16 protein-coding genes and 1 pseudogene are annotated in these 19,593 nt (G+C 29.2%); 2 read left to right on the top strand and 15 right to left on the bottom strand.

Translation table 11 applies throughout. The features are described from left to right. Window positions 1-55: 55 nt before the first annotated feature. Both Q0T35_RS06460 and Q0T35_RS06455 read right to left on the bottom strand, forming a co-directional pair. Window positions 56-748: an immunity 26/phosphotriesterase HocA family protein gene (locus Q0T35_RS06460; protein WP_295841409.1), complete on the bottom strand. Its 693-nt coding sequence runs from the start codon at window positions 746-748 to the stop codon at window positions 56-58. 207 nt (window positions 749-955) lie between these two features. Continuing rightward, window positions 956-1,087: pseudogene (locus tag Q0T35_RS06455) on the bottom strand (XRE family transcriptional regulator); the annotation flags it as partial. 81 nt (window positions 1,088-1,168) lie between these two features. On the opposite strand from Q0T35_RS06455, the gene Q0T35_RS06450 reads away from it, so the two are divergent. Beyond that, a complete protein-coding gene (locus Q0T35_RS06450; RefSeq protein WP_295841408.1) occupies window positions 1,169-1,447 on the top strand; it encodes a SymE family type I addiction module toxin in 279 nt (92 codons plus the stop codon). 696 nt (window positions 1,448-2,143) lie between these two features. On the opposite strand, the gene Q0T35_RS06445 is transcribed toward Q0T35_RS06450, so the two are convergent. The 6 genes from Q0T35_RS06445 to Q0T35_RS06420 form a co-directional block, all read right to left on the bottom strand. After that, the gene (locus Q0T35_RS06445) at window positions 2,144-3,325 is read right to left on the bottom strand and encodes a C1 family peptidase (protein ID WP_295841407.1); all 1,182 of its coding nucleotides are present in this window, start codon (window positions 3,323-3,325) and stop codon (window positions 2,144-2,146) included. Window positions 3,326-3,333: 8 nt separating this feature from the next. Continuing rightward, window positions 3,334-4,941 (bottom strand): signal peptidase I, encoded by a 1,608-nt coding sequence (gene lepB, locus Q0T35_RS06440; RefSeq protein ID WP_293919202.1) that lies wholly within the window; start codon window positions 4,939-4,941, stop codon window positions 3,334-3,336. Between the two features lie 80 nt (window positions 4,942-5,021). After that, a complete protein-coding gene (gene dapB / locus Q0T35_RS06435) occupies window positions 5,022-5,723 on the bottom strand; it encodes a 4-hydroxy-tetrahydrodipicolinate reductase (RefSeq protein WP_293919204.1) in 702 nt (233 codons plus the stop codon). A 36-nt stretch (window positions 5,724-5,759) separates the two neighbouring features. After that, window positions 5,760-6,362 carry a DUF5683 domain-containing protein gene (locus Q0T35_RS06430; protein WP_295841406.1) on the bottom strand — a complete coding sequence of 201 codons (603 nt, stop codon included), beginning with the start codon at window positions 6,360-6,362 and terminating at the stop codon, window positions 5,760-5,762. Further along, window positions 6,359-7,243: a ParB/RepB/Spo0J family partition protein gene (locus Q0T35_RS06425; protein WP_295841405.1), complete on the bottom strand. Its 885-nt coding sequence runs from the start codon at window positions 7,241-7,243 to the stop codon at window positions 6,359-6,361. Before Q0T35_RS06425 ends, Q0T35_RS06430 begins: the two co-directional genes overlap by 4 nt. Before the next feature lie 3 nt (window positions 7,244-7,246). Continuing rightward, a complete protein-coding gene (locus Q0T35_RS06420) occupies window positions 7,247-8,023 on the bottom strand; it encodes an AAA family ATPase (RefSeq protein WP_295841404.1) in 777 nt (258 codons plus the stop codon). 374 nt (window positions 8,024-8,397) lie between these two features. Between Q0T35_RS06420 and Q0T35_RS06415 the strand changes: the two genes are divergently transcribed. Beyond that, window positions 8,398-8,781 carry a hypothetical protein gene (locus tag Q0T35_RS06415; protein WP_295811693.1) on the top strand — a complete coding sequence of 128 codons (384 nt, stop codon included), beginning with the start codon at window positions 8,398-8,400 and terminating at the stop codon, window positions 8,779-8,781. Window positions 8,782-8,882: 101 nt separating this feature from the next. On the opposite strand, the gene Q0T35_RS06410 is transcribed toward Q0T35_RS06415, so the two are convergent. The 7 genes from Q0T35_RS06410 to prfA form a co-directional block, all read right to left on the bottom strand. Continuing rightward, window positions 8,883-10,724 carry an ABC transporter transmembrane domain-containing protein gene (locus Q0T35_RS06410; protein ID WP_293919345.1) on the bottom strand — a complete coding sequence of 614 codons (1,842 nt, stop codon included), beginning with the start codon at window positions 10,722-10,724 and terminating at the stop codon, window positions 8,883-8,885. 48 nt (window positions 10,725-10,772) lie between these two features. Next, window positions 10,773-12,371, bottom strand: coding sequence for a ShlB/FhaC/HecB family hemolysin secretion/activation protein (locus Q0T35_RS06405; RefSeq protein ID WP_295811698.1), 1,599 nt, complete (start codon window positions 12,369-12,371; stop codon window positions 10,773-10,775). A 100-nt stretch (window positions 12,372-12,471) separates the two neighbouring features. Next, complete coding sequence (locus Q0T35_RS06400; protein WP_293919302.1) at window positions 12,472-13,443, bottom strand: alpha/beta fold hydrolase; 972 nt, start codon at window positions 13,441-13,443, stop codon at window positions 12,472-12,474. Between the two features lie 48 nt (window positions 13,444-13,491). Beyond that, entirely contained in the window at window positions 13,492-14,205 is a 714-nt protein-coding gene (locus Q0T35_RS06395) for a hypothetical protein (protein ID WP_295841403.1), read from the bottom strand. A gap of 52 nt (window positions 14,206-14,257) precedes the next feature. Next, window positions 14,258-15,055, bottom strand: a complete 798-nt coding sequence (pgeF, locus tag Q0T35_RS06390; protein WP_295811704.1) for a peptidoglycan editing factor PgeF — start codon at window positions 15,053-15,055, stop codon at window positions 14,258-14,260. A 131-nt stretch (window positions 15,056-15,186) separates the two neighbouring features. Next, window positions 15,187-18,012: a DNA polymerase I gene (gene polA / locus Q0T35_RS06385; protein ID WP_295811707.1), complete on the bottom strand. Its 2,826-nt coding sequence runs from the start codon at window positions 18,010-18,012 to the stop codon at window positions 15,187-15,189. Window positions 18,013-18,331: 319 nt separating this feature from the next. Then, window positions 18,332-19,411 (bottom strand): peptide chain release factor 1, encoded by a 1,080-nt coding sequence (prfA, locus tag Q0T35_RS06380; protein WP_293919364.1) that lies wholly within the window; start codon window positions 19,409-19,411, stop codon window positions 18,332-18,334. Window positions 19,412-19,593 lie beyond the last annotated feature (182 nt).

Below are 19,593 nucleotides of genomic sequence, written 5' to 3'. Positions count from 1 at the left end.
GTCATTCCCTTTACACACATATCTCCTTAAATCAGTTTGAACACTTGATATTTGATTATTCAAGCTTTATATATTCTTTTAGTAGCTGCTTCACACCATAATTACGCATAGCAGTTAATTCAGGTAATTTTTTAGCCTCGCTTTCTGATATAAAGGTTTTATTATCCCAAATATCAACCTTTTTACAATATGCTCCTTCACCGAAGGTAAAATAAACATCATCTACATCTGTAGGTATATAATCATTCTGATGTCCTATAATCCGCCAATCTGCTTCTTTTTCAAACTTCCGATCAAATAGCGTATAACTATCTAATACTATTGGTGCGAACATTCTCTTGGATGAATCAATGTATTCGACCTCTATTTCGGGCGTTGATGATACATAGTTAAAAATCTCTGCAACACGACCAAAAAATATTTTTGAAATAATTCTGCCGAAAATATATTTTTTATCATTCAGTTTGACGCAAAATATATCACCTGGTTTTATAAAACGTAACATTGTCCGAGGTTTTTTATCCCAGCCCCAAAATTTAAAATCACTTTTTACTAGACTTTTCAAATCTTCATCTGAACCGTTATAATTTTCCAAGATTTGAACCGGTTTTGCGTTTCTTGCTTTTTTTTTGTGTTTACTTATGATAGAATCATCCTGAATAAACAGTTCATTATCTGATTGAAAAGACGATACTTCTTTTTCAAATTTATGATCAGAATTTTTTTTTAGCTTATCTTGTGAATCCATTATATAGATTGAGTATTGGTTACGAATTTAACATTTTTTTTATTTTATAGCCTTTATTTTACCCTATAATAGTTATTATTTTAAGATTGTCTAGTATTTTTAATAATGGAATTTTAATTTATTTTTGATAGGCATCTAGATTAATAATGTAAGTGATAACGATTTGAAAAATTTCTTTGACTAATTGAATGTTTTCTTAGATTCTTAATCAGATATAGAAGATTGGGAATCTCTCATATCAAAAGCCAACGCTTCCTGTTTTATACCTAATATTTCACGAAAACGTTTAATATTTCTACCTTGATGTATCTTTCTGGATGTTGCGTTATCTATAGTCATAAGACAAACGTACTAATTTATTTTTGGGCTAGTATACAAAAAAGTTAAATAAAATATAAGATTAAAAATCAATGGTATTTGGTGAAAAATCAGTTTGTAAAATTGAATATCGGGCAGGGTAGAACTTCCTTTGCAGAAAGAAAAAATCAGAAATATATGGAAGTTCGTAAATATAAAAGCAAAGCCAAAATACGTACTATAAAGGTATATGAAAGGGATTTTAAAAGAGCCAGTTTCCGTTATATATCTTATCCGGAAATACGTATGGCAGGGAAATGGTTGCAGGATTCGGGTTTCAGAACCGGAGACCAAATAGTAATTAAACATAGTAAAAAAAGGATTGTTATTACTAAGGTTTGAATGGTAAAATATTATGTTAAATAGAATGCAGGGAAAAACCCTTTTGTTTTTAAAACAAAAGGGTGAAAAATTCAAGGCTGTAAGTGGATTTCAGCTTAAAAAACTTCTTTAAAAAGCTTAAAGATTTTGAATTCACTAAGGCTCAAGGCATAAAATATTTTTAATATAGTTATTCATTTCATCATTTTTTTGTCTTGAAACAAAAGAATCAAAAATTCAAAAAAAATAAAAACTCGCTATCGCTCAAACATTTATTTTTCGTCATGTTTTTAAATTAACAATATAATTAAGCACTTCAAAAGTCTTAAAAAAATAAAATTTCTTTTCTCAGGTGTTGGCCAAAAAAAATTAAATAGCACAAGCTGGCCGTATGTTGGATTTGTGCAGAAAAATTTACAGCGTAATTTTTTATTGTAAAGGCTGTAAATTTTTTGAACAAACCGATTTGGCCGCGCGGCTATTTATACATAATGACTAATTATAGGAAAACCCTGTAAAATGTGTTTGTCTTAGAAAAGTTCTATTTAGGCGAAGCCCGGAGCTTTTGCGCAGACATAATATGACATTATAGGAAAATCTTTTAATTCTGCCAGAATTCTGAAATGTTTAATTTTCCTATAATTTATATTATGTTAAATAGGTTTTTGAGATATAAAATTACTCATACCTCATGAAATTTTATTAATTAAAAAATTTTTAAGACATTAAGTTTAGTTTTTTTCTTAATTTTTTAGGAAGTGCATTTTTATTAAGTAAAATTGCTGTAGTTTTAAATTGAACGTAAGTTTTCGTTACATATAAATATCCTTTGAAATCATTGGTATCTCCCCAGGAATTTTTAATTAAATAATATTCTTTACCGTTTTGATCTTTTGAAATACCTACTATATGCATAGCATGATCATCAGTTGTTGATTTATTATTAATAGCTTCCTGACGCATTTCTTCTGTTATAATTTTTTCAGGTTTTGGATGTGTAAATAAATTTGCCCGCTCTTCCGAAGATATTGCATATAGATTTGTATCAGGAACATAAGCCAGTCCGTTTTTCCAGCTGAAATATGCTTCACTTACATCAGTTGCCCAGCAAACGGTATATCCTAATGATAAAGCATGATCTATACAATCCGTAAGTTCAGCCATAGGTATGTTATACATCTTATCTCCGCTCCAGTTATCCGGCAAGGGTGGATAAAATTGTTTATAGTATTGGTAATCTTTAAATGAGGTAATTTCAATATAATCATCTGGATCTAAATCCACTATCTCTTCGGCAAATGTTTTGGGAGTATACTCTTTTCCATTATATATAAATGTTTCAGGAACTTTTCCTAAATATTTATCTAATATTGATGAAAAATTTATAGTCCAGTTAGTATTTATAGGAGCTTTTTTAGCTATAATTTTATCCAAATTATTTTTAAGCTCTATCTGCATTTCTTTAAAATTGTTCTTTACAGCTCCATTGATTAATCCAGTATATGCTTCTTGGGGCATTATCCCATATTTTTTATACATATTGATTACATCATGCAATGAACCGCCATCTCCATAATTTAAAAACCCGTCCATCATTACATAATTTTTGGCCTTTTCTTCATAAGTTTTTCTTGCAGTATAGATTTCTGCTATATCTAGAACGCGTTTATGTTTTTTATAAATTTCAGACTCAAGAAAAGAATTTCCTGCATAGCTCCAGCATGTTCCGGATGAACCTTGTTGTTTCACAGTAGTGTTATCAAGCTGTTTGACTAGAGTAAATTGGAAATTAGTATTATTTGATTTATTATTTATAATTTTTTTTATTAAATCCTCTTGAGCATATATTGAGGATTGAGTCGTAACTAATGTTAACAGTACTAATAGAATTTTCCTCATTGATTAAATTATTTATTTTTTTCTTTCTTTTTCTTTTTGTTAAAATAATCATAAACGAAATAGCCGCCTAATAGAATTATAAAAACGGGTAAATAATTAGTCTTTTCTTGTAAAGGTACATTTGTATTAACTGTTCTGAACATTCGATCCCATCTAATTTTAAATTTTGCCGGATGTCCATAAGGATCGTTTTCAAATAGTCCTTGAATACTCAACCAGGTAAATATTGGCGTACCTATAATGTGATCTTCAGGAACATAACCAAAATATCGGCTATCTAAAGAATTATCTCGATTATCCCCCATCATCCAATAATAATTTTGTTTTATAGTGTATGTACTAGTTTCTTTACCATTTATGAAAAATTTACCATTGATTTCTTTCAAATTATTTAATTCATAATTTTTTATAATTCGTCGATATTGATTTATATTTTGGCTAGTCAATTGAATTACATCTCCTTTTTTAGGTATAGTAATTGGTCCATATTGAGAACCGTTCCAACCACTATGTAAGGGAAAAATAGAATTAGTTGTATCGATTTTAGTTTTAGAAACATCTTTATAATGAATACCCTCTTCCCCTTTTTTCGCATATAAAATTTGAATAGAATCAACTGTATCAAAATTTTTTATTTTATCTGAATATTCTTTAGTTAATCCTTTGAAATAGTATACGTTTTTTCCATGTTCATCTAGACCATCTTGATAAGTTGCATAGCCTAATAAGTCTTCGATTTTTCTTTGGCTGATTCCTGCTTCTGTAGTGTATACTAAATAATCTCTTTGTTGCTGTTCATCTTTTTTTATGTCTTCAGGCTTTCCATTTATAAATAAATTACCATCGATAAGCTGTATTTTATCTCCGGGTAAACCTACACATCTTTTAACATAAGGATCTTTTCTATCAATGGCTGTATGTAATGAATCTGTAGGATAATTAAATACTACAATATCATACCTCTCAATATTTCGCCAGCCGGGAAGCCTCATGTAAGGCAGACGAATTTTATCAACATAAGAATTGATTTGATTTTGTGGTTTTTGATTATCTCCCAAAGGAATTTTATTTTGGAGAAAAGGAAGAGCTACCGGTGTCATCGGTATTCTTATTCCGTAATTAAGCTTACTTACAAAAAGAAAATCTCCAACCAATAATGTTCGTTCCATGGATGCGGTGGGTATAGTAAAGGGTTGAATTACAAAAGCATGAACAATTGTTGCAAAGACAACCGCAAATAATACTGCTGAAATAAAAGTTTCTTTTCTCTCTTCTTTTCCGCTGTATTTTGTTTCAGAAGAATAATTTATATAAGCTAGGAAAACAAATGAGAAAAATAATACTAATACGGCATCTAAGTAAGAACGGCGATTGTAATGTCTTATAAAATCCACTAATATTACCGCTCCCATAATTGGACCGACAATAGGTATAAATACAATAAGAAGCCACCACCAAGGTCGATGAATTATTTTTAAAGTAATAAAAATATTATAAAATGGTAATAAAGATTCCCAAGCTTTTCTACCTGCTTTTTGAAATAGTTTCCAGGTAGTTAAAAAATATAATATATTTGTAATTAAAGCGAATAATAAATAATATTGTAGTAAATGCATGAGAAAATTCTTTAAATTTTTTTAATAATATTGTCTTTTACTTTTTAGTTTCTTTAATAATTTTAGTAAATTATTCTAACTTAAAAGCCAAGTACGTCTTTCATGGTAAAAATACCTTTCTTCCCAATTAACCATTCTGCGGCAATTAGTGCTCCCATAGCAAAGCCTTTTCTAGAATGGGCAACGTGTTTTAATTCGATATCATCAATAGATGAATTATAGATAACCGTATGTGTTCCGGGTACGTCATGAACTCTCTTTGCCTCAATACCAAGCAAATTATTATTTGTTTTATATGATAAATTCCAACCATCAAAGTTGTATATTGGAATAATTTCTTCAGCAAGAGTTATAGCTGTTCCACTCGGTGCATCTTTTTTTTCTGTATGATGTATTTCTTCGATATGAACTGTATATTCTTGATATTTTTTCATTATTTCAGCTGCTTTTTTATTTATTTCAAAAAATAAATTAACACCCAAACTATAATTGGAAGAATAAATAAACCCACCATTGTGCTCTGTACAAAATTCTTTAACTTTAGGGAGCTTATCCAACCATGCGGTAGTTCCACATACAACCGGCACTCCAATTTCTAAGCATGCCATCACATTTTCGTAAGCAGTAGAAGGAGTTGAGAATTCAATAGCTACATCTGCGCCATTTATATTTTTTTTGGTTGGTTTTTCTTCTAATCTGGCTACTATTTGGTGATTTTGTTTTTGAGCTATTTCTTCTATGGCTTTACCCATTTTACCATAACCTACTAAAGCTATTTTCATAAATTATATATTAATTAATTATAAACATTTTTAATTTCAAAAAGATAAACAAAAAGAAAGTCCTACTTTTTGATTAGTAAATATAGTATTATTTGCATCTTCCATTATAACTGGTCGAATAGCAAGATCCTTATCTTTATCAAATATTGATAGATGAGCATCAACGGTAGCATCTACTATATTCAAAAGGTAAGCGAGTGAGGTTAATACAATGGCATAATCTCTATTTCTTCGCTCAGAATCCTGAGCATTTGCTAAAACCTTTGGGCTTATTCCTGCTACATCCGAAAATTTATGTTTTTGACCGCTAAGTTCCGCTAAATATGCCTTATGGTATTTATTATATCTATCATCGTAATATTTAATAAATCCTATTCCAGTACCTATAATTCCTAATACAATGGGAGCTTTTATATATTTTTTATTATATAATTGCCCTAAACCGGGAAGTATGGCGGAATACAAGGACGCCTTTAAAGGACTTCTCAACATAGTCTGAGTAAGTGAGTCTGTTTTATTAATATTTCGGATTATAACTCCATCGTCAGTGATCGTCGCATCATTTTTTTCTTGATTTTGCGCTAAAATAAAACATGTTAAAAATAATGAAATTATAACCAATATTTTCTTTTGTATCATTCTAATAATTTCTGAATCCTTTCAAATTCTTCAGTTGAATCAAAGTTAATGATAATTTTTCCTTTTCCTTTATCGGTTGCTTTAATTTCTATATTAGTTTCAAAGTAATCTTCAAAACTTTTCAAACCTTTTTTTAAATGATTAGGTAATTCTTTTTCTTTGGATACTTTTTTAATCTTAGGATTTTTAAAAGTACGTATAAAATTTTCAGTTTGTCTTACCGATAATTGTTCGCGTACTATTTTTTCATACACAAATAATTGTTTCTCTTGTTCTTCTAAGGAAATAAGGGCTCGTCCATGTCCCATAGATATGATACCATCTCTTATACCTGTTTGAATTATTGGAGATAATTTTAAAAGTCTTAAATAATTTGTAATGGTACTTCTGTCCTTCCCCACTCTGTTGCTCAGGTTTTCTTGAGTAATATTGATTTCCTCAATTAATTTCTCAAAGCTCAGGGCAATTTCAATAGGGTCTAAATCTTTTCGCTGGATGTTTTCAACTAAAGCCATTTCCAAAAGTTCCTGATCATTAGCTAGTCTAACAAATGCAGGCAATTTTTTTAATCCGGCTTGTTTGGAAGCACGATATCTACGTTCTCCAGAAATTAAATCATATTTATCTCCATTCTTACGAACTGTTATAGGTTGAATTAAACCTAGCTGTTTAATAGAGATTGATAGTTCGTCTAATGCTTTTTGATCAAAATTAGTTCTAGGTTGATTGGGATTGGTTATAATGTCATCAAGAGAAATTTCCAAAATATTACCTACCAGTTCTTCAGCTCCTGCTTCTTCAGCAGAATTTACTTTTTTTGAACTTTCGCTTAAAATTGCGGATAGGCCTCTACCCATAGCTCTTTTTTTGTCTATAGCCATAATTTATTTTACTTCTGCCTTATTTTTATTTAAAACTTCTTCTGCAAGTAATATATAATTAATAGCTCCTTTGCTTTCTGCATCATATTTTAGAATAGATTCGCCAAAACTTGGAGCTTCGCTTAAACGTACATTTCTTTGAATGAGACTGTCAAAAACCATATCCGGGAAATGTGTTTTTACTTCTTCTACCACTTGATTTGATAAGCGTAGGCGTGCATCGTACATTGTTAACAATAGTCCTTCAATGGTGAGATCAGGATTATGTAGCTTTTGTACACTATTTATAGTATTTAATAATTTTCCTAAACCTTCTAATGCAAAATATTCACATTGAATGGGAATGATTACAGAATCAGCGGCTGTAAGAGCATTTAAGGTAATTAATCCTAAAGATGGTGCACAATCAATGATTATGAAATCATATTCATTTTTTATGTCCTTTAATGCTTCTTTTAACATATATTCTCTGTTAACTTTATCGACTAATTCAATTTCAGCTGCAACGAGGTCAATATGAGCTGGTATTAAATCCACATTAGGGGACGTAGTCGGTTGTACTGTATCTTTTGCTGAAGCACTATGTTCAAGAACTTCATAGGTTCCTACTTCAACTTCTTCTACATTAATACCTAAACCTGAACTTGCATTTGCTTGTGGGTCTGCATCGATAAGCAATACTTTTTTTTCAAGTACCCCTATCGCAGCAGCCAAATTTACAGCTGTGGTTGTTTTTCCAACTCCTCCTTTTTGATTAGCTATAGCAATAATTTTTCCCATTTATATATTAAATTTGAAGGTGTAAAAATACAATATTTAAACGGTATATTCAGAAAAAATTATCAAAATTGCAAGGTTTTATAGGGTATAATTTATATTATTTTAATATTATTATTGTGTATTTACCTATATCTAAATATTTCTATTTTAGCTTGTTTTTTATCTTTTATATGTTTTGATTACCTTAATAAATTATTTTTATTTTATATATTAGTTAGCGATATAAATTAATGGAATCATTTAAATCTTTAGTATTAATAATCTTAAAAATTTTATTACTGAGATTTTATCATTAATTTTAATTAAGGTAAATTATTTTTTGTTAAACTTTTTTCAATAAGGTTTGTCATTAGGTTATAAAAGTATTTAAAGATATGAAAAAGATATTATACATAGGAGCATTGCTTATAACTACTACATATGCTTTTACTCAATCAAAATGTGATGATCATAAAGATCATGAAAAAAAGGAGGAGAAATTAAAAGAAATGAGAGATAAAATGGCAAAAGAGCTAAGTTTAACTGACGAACAGATAAAAAAAATAAATTTAATTGAAGATAAATATAAAATTCAGGAAGATGAACTGCGAAATAAATCTGAAGAGCTACGAAAACAGATTCATAAATTAAAAGAAAATAAAAAATCTGAGATTGATAAAGTTTTTACAGAAGAACAAAGACAGAAGATTAAAAAAATTAAAGAAGATATGCATGCTAAGAAAAATATATATAAAAAGGGATTAAAATACCATGATTAAGATAAAATACGACTAATCTAAATACATTATTTATAAAAAAAGCTTCATTTTTGAAGCTTTTTTATTGAATTTATATTTATAGATTAAAAATCATTTGTTGATTAAGAAAAATTTTGCATATCAATTAATTTTTTGTAAATCCCGTTCCTTTCTAATAGTTCAATATGGGTTCCTTCTTCCATTATCCTACCCCTTTCCATTACAACAATCTTATCGGCATTTACAATAGTAGATAATCTATGAGCAATAACCAAAGAGGTACGATTAGACATGAGATTATCAAGTGCATCTTGAACGAGTCTTTCACTTTGGGTATCTAATGCCGAAGTTGCTTCGTCTAGAATCATTATAGGTGGATTTTTTAAAATAGCTCTTGCAATAGCAATTCTCTGCTTTTGTCCTCCGGATAATTTTCCTCCCCCCTCACCTATAGTTGTTTCAAATCCATTTGGCAATTGCTCAATAAATTCAAGAGCATTGGCTACTTTAGCCGCTTCCATAACTTCACTCATGGTAGCTTCCGGATTGCTTAATTTAATATTATTAGCAATGGTATCATTAAATAAAATAGATTCTTGAGTAACCATACCCAATAATTTACGGTAAACTTTTAAATTCAAATCTCTCAAATCATGACCATCTATATATATAACTCCACTATCAACATCATAAAATCTAGCTATCAAATTAGCCAATGTAGTTTTACCACTACCACTTTGTCCTACTACTGCTACAGTTTTTCCTTTAGGTAAAAATAAATTTACATCTTGTAATATTGGATGCCCTTCAACATATTGAAAATTTATATTTTTTAGTTGAATTCCTTCTCTTATTTCAGAAATTTCAAAGGCATTTTCCGGTTCATAAATCTGAATGCTGGTTTCTAATGTTTCTATCAGACGGTCTGTAGATGCGGTGCCTTTATGTAAATTGGTAATTGAAGTTGATAATGTTTTAGCCGGTTCTAATAATTGAAAAAACAATGCTATATATACCAAAAATGAAGGTAAGTTTAACCCCTCTCCGTCTAATATTAGAATTCCACCATACCAAGTAATAAATATCATAGCTACAGAACCTAAAAACTCTGAGGAAGGTGAAGCTAATTCATATTTTTTCATCATATTTATGGATAATCTTCTTAAAGTAAGAACAATATTCATAAATCTGTTTTTCATGGATTCTTCTGCATTAAATATTTTAATTATTTTAGCTCCGTTAAGGGTTTCATCAATTACAGAAAGTACATTACCTGTCTCTGTTAATCCTTTTTTAGCATCTTTTTTTAAACTTTTTCCTATGGAAGAGATAATCCACGCCATAAATGGCAACACTATCAGTGCAATTAATGTCAATGAAGGGCTAATAGTGATTAAAGCAATTAAAGTAAAAAGAATGGAAAAAGGTGTTCTCCAAAGTTCTAAAATTGAATTTAATATATTTCCTTCTACTTCGCCAATATCTCCCGAAAGCCGTATCATAATATCTCCTTTTTTCCTGTCGGTAAAATAAGAAACCGGTAGCGTTAAGATTTTATCATACATCGCTACTCTTAAATCCTTGGAAATTCCACTTCGAAGAAGTACAATAAAATATTGAGCTAAATATCTGAAAATGTTTCTTAATAAGAATAAAACAATTACTGCAATGCATAGATAAGCTAAGATTGTTTTCGGATTGGTTCCTTCAAGAGAATGATCTAAATATATATAAAATTTGTATTTAAGTTCAGCCATCATACCTGTGGAGGCTTGCATTTCTCTTTTGGTGTCTTCAATTAAATTTTTATTATTTCCTCCTAAAAGCATTTCTAAGATAGGCATAATAGAAAATACGGAAACGATGGAGAACAAAGAATATAAAAGATTAAAGAGAATTCCTAGTATAAATTCTTTTTTGTATGGATAGGCAAATTTTTTTAGTATTTTTTTTAATGAATTCATGCTTCCTTTTAATTATCACAAAGGTAAATAAATTTCCCTTCGTTTTGATTAAAAATTGGCTTGTATTCCTATATGTATTTTAGAATCAGAAAAATTTATCGGTTCTGAATCGTATTTTCCTACAGCATAATTTAAAGAAAAGATACCGAAACGTGTTAAAAAACTAATTCCTAAGCCTGTTCCTAATAAAAAAGGTCTTGCATTTTGATATTTATTTTCAATCCAAGCTAGATCAGTAAATAAACTTAAATACATCTCTTCAAAGGGAATATATCTATATTCAAGACTACCAATGGCATAAGCATTGGCATAAATAGATTGCTCATTAAATCCACGAATGGTTTTTAAACCGCCAACTTTATAAAGTTCATTTACTGTTAATGTATCTGCAAATAAAGCTGAAGCGGATATTCTAGGTTTTAAAAAATGTGATCTGGATAGTTTTATTAATTTTTCGATAGATGCGGAAACATTGTATTCTGTAATATTTTTTCTATCTTCTGGAATATTTCTATACACCATACCTTTTATTGAATATAAATTTTTGGATCCTAAAATTTCATTCTCATTTTTTTCATTATATTGGTAGCTAATACCTAAACCGGTTTTAGAAAAATTATTACTGATTTCAGAATCAGATATATACCGTGAATTTTCAAATAAACCCTCAAATCCTAATCGTTGATGGATAGCGTACTGATAATAAATATGCTCATGAAAACGTATAGTTGCATAAGTACTGTCTTGTTTGTATATATTAAGGGAAGATTCTGAACCAAATTTTGATTTGAAAAGATAAGGTACATTTACCATAACTTCAAAGTTTTGAGATTTTTCAGGAGTTGAAAGCCAATTTAAATTGATTGTTTCAAATGAATTGAATAAGTTTCCTAATGATAGTTGCAATTGGCCATTAACTTTAAATTTTCCCTTATCATCATTGCCGAATCCTAACATCCCATCAAATGAACTGGCTTTTCTTTTTTTTAGATATAAAAAAATCGATGTTGAATCTGGGGTAAATAATACTTGCGGATTTTTTTCTTCTGTTATAAAATTAGTACTTAGCAGTAAAGAAGAAATTTCTTTAAGTTTCTCATCTGAATATGTTTTCCCAAGAAATCCGTATTCTAACTCTTTTTTTATACCTCTAGGAATTTGGTTATAGCCATTTATAACAAAAGAATTGATTATCCTTTTTTGGTTAAGTGCAACAGTTATAGATGCTTCTAGAGGCTCTTGTGCAATTGAAAGATTTGTATATACCATATTAAAGGCATATCCTCTCTTTAAATAATAATAATGGATGATTCCAGCTAGTGAATCAATATTATTGGTTGTAAATTTATCTTTATTACCTGTCGCTATTTTTGATAAAGAATCTAATTTTACCCTAACTTTTTTGTAAAATTTCCCCCTATTTAAATATATTGAGGTTTGTTTGTTAGTTTTATTTAAGGAATCAACTTTAAGGGTATAGAAACCTAAGTTTACCAATGAATCTAAAATATAATTTATTTTATCTTCCGAATTAGATGTTGAAAACCATACCTGATTGTTATTATATATTTTAAATAAATTTTTTCCTGCTTGTGCATTAAGCAAAAATGGAAATAATATAACTATATAGAGCAGCTGGTATCTCATAAGTTAAGTGTGCAGAACCTCTATTTTGTTTTTTACAAATTTAAAATAAATTATTTTCAATTGATTTTGAAAGAATAAATAAAATTTTCTAAGATAAATATTAATTATGAAGAGAATTTTCTAAAAAATTTTTAACTATAATTATCCATTCATCTGGATATTTTTCTAAATAGCTATGATGTAAGGAATTATCGAAAATTTTAAATTCTTTTTTATCACTTGCAGAATTTTCGAATATACGTTTAGATTCTTCTATAGGTATTCTGGGATCTTTTCCACCACATAATAAAAGTGTAGGTGTGGTTATATTTTTTATAAATTCTTCCGGATTCATAGCAAATGCATTAAATCCATTTAAAGCTCCTCCCCAAAATGTCATCAAATATGAAAATGGCATTCCTATATAATGTAATTTACCTACTCGCGTCTTTACGGCGTCAATCATTTTTCCGTAAGGCGCTTCCAATATAAGACCTTTGACATTTAAATTGTAATCATGTTGAGCTTTGATTATTGCTGCAGCTCCCATTGAAAATCCACATAAAAAAATTGGCTTTTCATTGTATTTATTCGCAATATAATCATAAGCTTGTTTAACGTTGACAGCTTCATAATATCCTATAGTAGTCTGTTTACCGTATGAATTTCCTGCTCCCATAAAATCGACAAGTAATACTTGATATCCTAAATTTAAAAAAGCATATGCTCTATCTAGCATAGACGATTTTTCGGAACGAAATCCGTGAAAAATTAATACGGTTCCAATATATTCGGATTCTGGTTTTAAAAGCCATCCTTCTAAATATTTATTTTTATCTATTACAATTTTTATAGTTTTATATTCCCTATTTGGAAATTTTATAACTCTAGGTTTAGGTAGAGAAACTCCTGTAAATAATGTGGAAAAGCCAATTTTAAAATTGGTTTTAGTATTAGTTTCTTTGCAGTGGGTAAAACTATATGCTTGAATAGCTGAAATATAATTACTTAAAAGAAATAAAAGAATTAATAAAAATCCTATCAGTTTTATGATAGGATTTACTTTATTTTTTAATATTTTAAATAAATACATACCGCAAGATAATAAATAATATTTATCTGGGGATATCTTTCTGCTTGACTATTTATTCGTTTTTCTTTGCAATAAAACATCTACCATATGTTCTTTTCCTAAAAGATGAATTGACTTAACGCTAATAATCCACTTTATAGTTTCGTCCAAATTATTTTGTTTTTTAGTTATATCTTTTTGGTTTATATAATGTAAAAATAAGAATAGTAATGAGAAAAAAAGTAATACTAAAGCTAATACATAGGATGGATTAATTTGCTGATACGCAGTATGTAAAAAATTCTCTCCATAAATCCAATTTATTACTAAAATAATACAAGAAAATATAAAGAGCCCAATGGCAGTCATATAATTTAGTATTGAAAATCGTTTTAATTGTTTAATCTTTTGTTCAGAACTTGCAATCCAAAGATCAAATTCTTCTTCTATCTTTTTCCAGGAGTCAACATTGGTATTTTCTTTAATTAAAGTATAGTTAAACTTACCTAAAGGTATATAAGTTAAAACAATATATTCCCAGCCTAATCCCAAAGCCAATATTAATAAGATAATAATTACTGAAAGAAAGCTATAAAATATGTTTTGAATAATGTTGTAATACAAGCCTAATTCCAAAACGATTATTATCAAAATTGCATAAACAAAAAATTTAAAGGAGCTCCTTTTATTTCTTTTTAAATCTTGATATTTACCATTAACTTTTTCATTATTAATTTCAGAATTATTTTCTTTTTTTTCTTTATCTGGATATATTTTATTCATATTATGAATTTATTAACAAAAATATATATTAATTTAATAAATTCAATAAAAATTATCTTAAAATACCTCCAGTCAACATTCTACCTGAATAAATAGTTTGTCTTCTAGCAGAAAATAATATATTAGGATTTGATACTGTACATAGATTTATAATTTCAATATTATGACTCAGACATCCGCTTTTTTTTAGGAGATATTCATTAGCTTTCCTTAAATCTATATAGTATTTTTTAGATTGATGGTTTTTCAAACTTATATTTTCTAGTTCAAATCCAGCTTTAATAAAGGTTTCGGCAACATTTTCATCTACTTCAAAACAATCTTGACAAATGCACGGTCCAATTCCTGATAATATATTTTCAGAATTACAATTAAATTTTTGCTTCATAATCGATATGGTTTTCGAAACAATTTTACGTACAGTTCCCCTCCAACCGGCATGGATGGCTGCAAAAACTTTATTTATGGGATCATAAAGTAAGATAGGTACACAATCTGCTGTGGTAATTCCAATACATATATTTTTTTGATTTGTAATTAATGCATCTGTGTTTTGTAGCATTTCTTGTTGGTTAACTTCCGATAAAGCTAAAAAATCATGGTCTATTGTCAGGACTTTATCACCATGATTTTGTATGGGAATAAATAATTTATTTATAGGAATATCTAAATCTGTACATAATCTTCTTCTATTTTCAAGAACGTTTTCTAATTTATCTCCTGAAGTTAAGCCTAAATTGAACGAGGCATAATTTCCTTCACTTACTCCTTTGTGTATTGTTGTAGTAAAATGTTGTAATTCTTTATATACGGATAAAATATTATATTGTATTGAATTATTTAAAAACATATATTTTACTAAGAGCAATCTTGAATACTATATAAATAATAATGAAACAAAAGCTAAATAAGAATAATACCCGCTGTTATTCAAATATTTTTATCATTTAGACGTGTGATAAATTTTTTCCAAAGAATTTTTTAATGGGCATCAAGCCAATTAGGTCCCACACCTATATCTACAATTAGAGGTACTTCTATTTTAACAGAGCTTTCCATAGTTTTTTTGATAAGTGCTGATACCTCTTTAATCTCTTCATCTGGAGCATCAAAAACCAACTCGTCATGAACTTGTAACAGAAGCTTGGTCCGATATTTTCTTTCGTTTAGCAATTCATGAATCTGTATCATAGCAATTTTAATTATATCTGCAGCAGTACCTTGTATGGGGGCATTAACTGCATTTCTTTCCGCATGAGAGCGTACAACACTATTGCCTGAATGGATGTCGGGAAGATACCTTCTTCTCCCTAATAATGTTTCAACATATCCATTTTTACGTGCTGTTTGTACTTGTTCAGCAATATATTCTTTTAACACAGGATATGCCTCATAATAAGCATCTATTAAGCTTTTAGATTCTGATCTTGATAATCCGGTTTGTTCACTTAATCCAAATGCAGAAACTCCATATATAATTCCAAAATTAACAGTTTTTGCTTGAGAACGTTGTTCTCTAGTTACTTGGCCCATAGGTATATGGAAGACTTTAGAAGCAGTAGCTTTATGGAAATCTTCTCCGTGATTGAAAGAAGCTATCATAGCTGGATCTTTACTCATTGCTGCAATGATACGCAATTCAATTTGAGAATAATCGGCCGAAATAATTTTATGATTTTTGTCTTTAGCAATAAAGGCTTTTCGAACTTCTTGTCCTCTTTCCGTTCTAATAGGAATATTTTGAAGATTTGGATTATTTGAAGCCAATCTACCGGTGGCGGCTACTGTTTGCGCAAATGTAGTATGTACCCTTCCTGTCTGAGGATTTACTTCATTGGGGAGAGCATCAACATAAGTTGATTTTAATTTTTGCAGTTGTCTGTATTCAAGCAACAAATCAATTATTTTATGTTTATGAGCCAACTTTAAGAGAACATCCTCACCTGTTGCATATTGTCCTGTTTTTGTTTTCTTTGGTTTATTTCCAAGTTTTAATTTATCAAAAATAATGTCGCCCAATTGTTTGGGAGAACTGATATTAAATTTTTCTCCGGCTAAGGAATAAATTTCTGTTTCAAGATGGATCAGTTCTTCAACTAATTCCTTAGACATATTATTTAATGCGATGATATCTAAATTAATACCCTCCCATTCCATATCAACCAAAACTTTCATCAAAGGCATTTCTATTTTATCAAATAGTTTTTCAAGATTATCTTGGGTAAGTTGCGGTTTGAATTTATCTTTAAGCTGTAAAGTTATATCGGAATCTTCAACGGCATATTCTTTTTGTTCTTCAATAGGAACTGATGAAAATAATTTTTGATTTTTTCCTTTTTTTCCAATCAAAGATTCTATAGATACTGGTTTGTAATTAAGCACTGTTTCAGCCAAAATATCCATACTATGTCTTGCATCGGGATTTATAAGATAGTGAGCAATCATAGTATCAAAGAGTATTCCCTTAACTTCTATATCATATTTTCTTAATACCTTACAGTCATATTTTAAATTTTGTCCAACTTTTAATATGTTTTCATTCTCGAAAAATGGACGCAATAATTCTATAAATTTCTGAGATTTTTCTTTTTCCTTCGGATTGAAAGGAATATAATATCCCTTAGCTTTTTCATAAGAGAAAGAAATTCCGACTAATTCGGCTACCATTGAATTGGTGGAAGTAGTCTCTGTATCAAAAGAAACAATTTTCTGTTTTAAAAGCTTATCAACCAATAATTTTATTGACATATTGGTTTCCATTAGTTGGTACAAATGATCAGTATTCTCGATCGTTTTCCAATGAGAACTTTCATTTATTTCAGGTTGTTGATCAGATAGATCAAATAAAGATCTTTGTCCATTTGCTTTTGTTTTACTGAAAGCTATCGTTTGAGTTTCTTTTTCATTTTCCGATATAATGTTATATGTCTTTTGAAAATTTGAAATCATATTACGGAATTCTAAATCTTCAAAAATTTTGATCACTTCTTCAATATCTGGTTTTTCAACGGTTAAACTTTCATAATTAAATTCGATGGGAACATCGGTTTCTATGGTCGCTAATTTTTTAGATAAAATTCCCATTTCTTTATTAGCCTCCACTTTTTCTCTCATCTTTCCTTTTAGTTCATGAGAATGGGCAAACAAATTTTCAATACTACCATATTCTTTTATAAACTGTTTTGCAGTTTTTTCTCCGACTCCGGGTATTCCCGGAATATTGTCAACACTGTCTCCCATCATCCCTAAAAGATCAATCACTTGAGATGGATTTTTAACAGCAAATTTTTCTTTTACTGAATCAACATCCCAAATTTCTATATCATTTCCTCGCGAAGCAGGTTTAAAAACGAAAATATTTTCTGAAACCAGTTGGGCATAATCTTTATCGGAAGTCATCATATAGGTGGTATATCCTTCTTTTTCCGCTTTTTTAGCCAAGGTTCCAATTACATCATCTGCTTCATAGCCTTCTTTCCATAAACATGGAATTTTTAAAGCTTCCATTAACTTATGTATGTAAGGAACTGCAATACGGATTGCTTCTGGTGTTTCCTGGCGATTTGCTTTATATTCTTTATAGACTTGATGTCTGAAAGTTTCACCTACATCAAATACAACTGCAAGATGTGAAGGTCTTTCCTTCTTCATTAAATCGAAAAGAGTATTGGTAAAACCAAAAATAGCTGAGGTATTTAATCCTTTCGAATTAATCCTAGGATTTTTAATAAAAGCATAATAAGCTCTAAAAATGAGAGCATAAGCATCTATCAGAAATAATTTTTTATCGCAATCTTGACTGGTCATTTTTTAGAATTATCTATATTTCTATTTTCAAATATAAGATTTTGAAGTTAATTTTTAATGATCAATTGCAAAGGGAAATTAGATAAATAAAGAATTAATACGAAAAGATTCAGTTATTTATTAAGTATATCTGTTGTTATAAAACTTAGAATAAATGGGATGTTTATCCTAAGTTTTAAAGTTTATTACTATTGATAATCGCTTAATTCGAATGATTAGATTATTTACTTTTCTAATTATACTTTAAAATATAAAATAAGATAATATATAAGGTAATCTTTATTTATTATAAGTTAATTAAGTAATAAATGAAAAAAAATTAATCTTCTTGCCCTTTTAATTTTTCTGCATTTTCTGCAATTTTCACAGCTTCAATCATTTCATCAATATCTCCATTCATAAAGTTATCTAAATTATAGATGGATTTATTGATACGATGGTCGGTCACACGTCCTTGTGGATAATTGTACGTACGAATTTTTGCAGAACGGTCACCTGTAGATACCATGGTTTTTCTATGAGCAGAAATTTTATCAAGGTGTTCCTGAAGTTTCATATCATACAACTTATTACGAAGCATTTGCAAAGCCATTTCCCTATTGGCGTGTTGTGAACGTGCAACTTGGCATTGAATCATGATACCTGTTGGTTTATGCGTGAGCTGTACTTTGGTTTCCACCTTATTAACATTCTGTCCTCCTGCTCCACTGGAACGTGCAGTTTGATATTCCAAATCTGCCGGATTAATCTCTACGTCAACCTCTTCCGCTTCAGGCAAAACGGCTACCGTTATAGCAGAGGTGTGTACTCTTCCTTGTGATTCAGTTTCAGGAACTCTTTGCACACGATGTACACCCGATTCAAATTTCATTATACCGTAAGCACCTTCCCCACTAACGTTAATGATCATTTCCTTATATCCTTTTACGCTTCCTTCGGTCGCATCCACCACCTCGAAATTCCAACCTTTTTGTCTCCAATACATGCTATACATACGAAATACATCTTCTACAAATATGGCCGATTCATCTCCTCCTGTTCCTGCTCTCAACTCTACGGTTATATTTTTATCATCTTCGGGATCTTTTGGAATCAACATATATTTAATGTTCTCTTCCATTTGAGGAATTTTTGCTAAAGCATCATTTTTTTCTTCTTTAGCTAACTCAACCATATCAGCATCTTTCCCATCTTTTATAATTTCATCTGCATCGGAAACTGTATTTAATAAAGATTTGTATTGATGATATATATCTACAATTTTATTTAAGTCTTTGTATTCTTTGTTAAGTTGGGCATATCTTTTCTGATCTGAGATTACATCCGGTTGTATAATCAAATCAGAAACTTCATCAAATCTTTGTTTAATAGCCTCTAATTTTAATACTAAATCTGACATACGATAAGTGGGTTTAAGTTTGCAAATGTACAACTTTGATAGAATATTTTCTGCTTACTAATTTTTATATGCATTAAAAACTATCTAAATTTTCTTTAATGTGTGTTTCATGAATAAAAATTTAATTCAATACTTTAAAAAAATATCTTTAAAATTATTTTTTGTTACCTATTTATTTTAAA

This window comes from uncultured Apibacter sp. (genome assembly GCF_946479295.1).
Taxonomy (GTDB): domain Bacteria; phylum Bacteroidota; class Bacteroidia; order Flavobacteriales; family Weeksellaceae; genus Apibacter.
The sequence above is the reverse complement of the archived record's forward strand: the minus strand, read 5'-3'. Positions and strand labels throughout refer to the sequence as shown.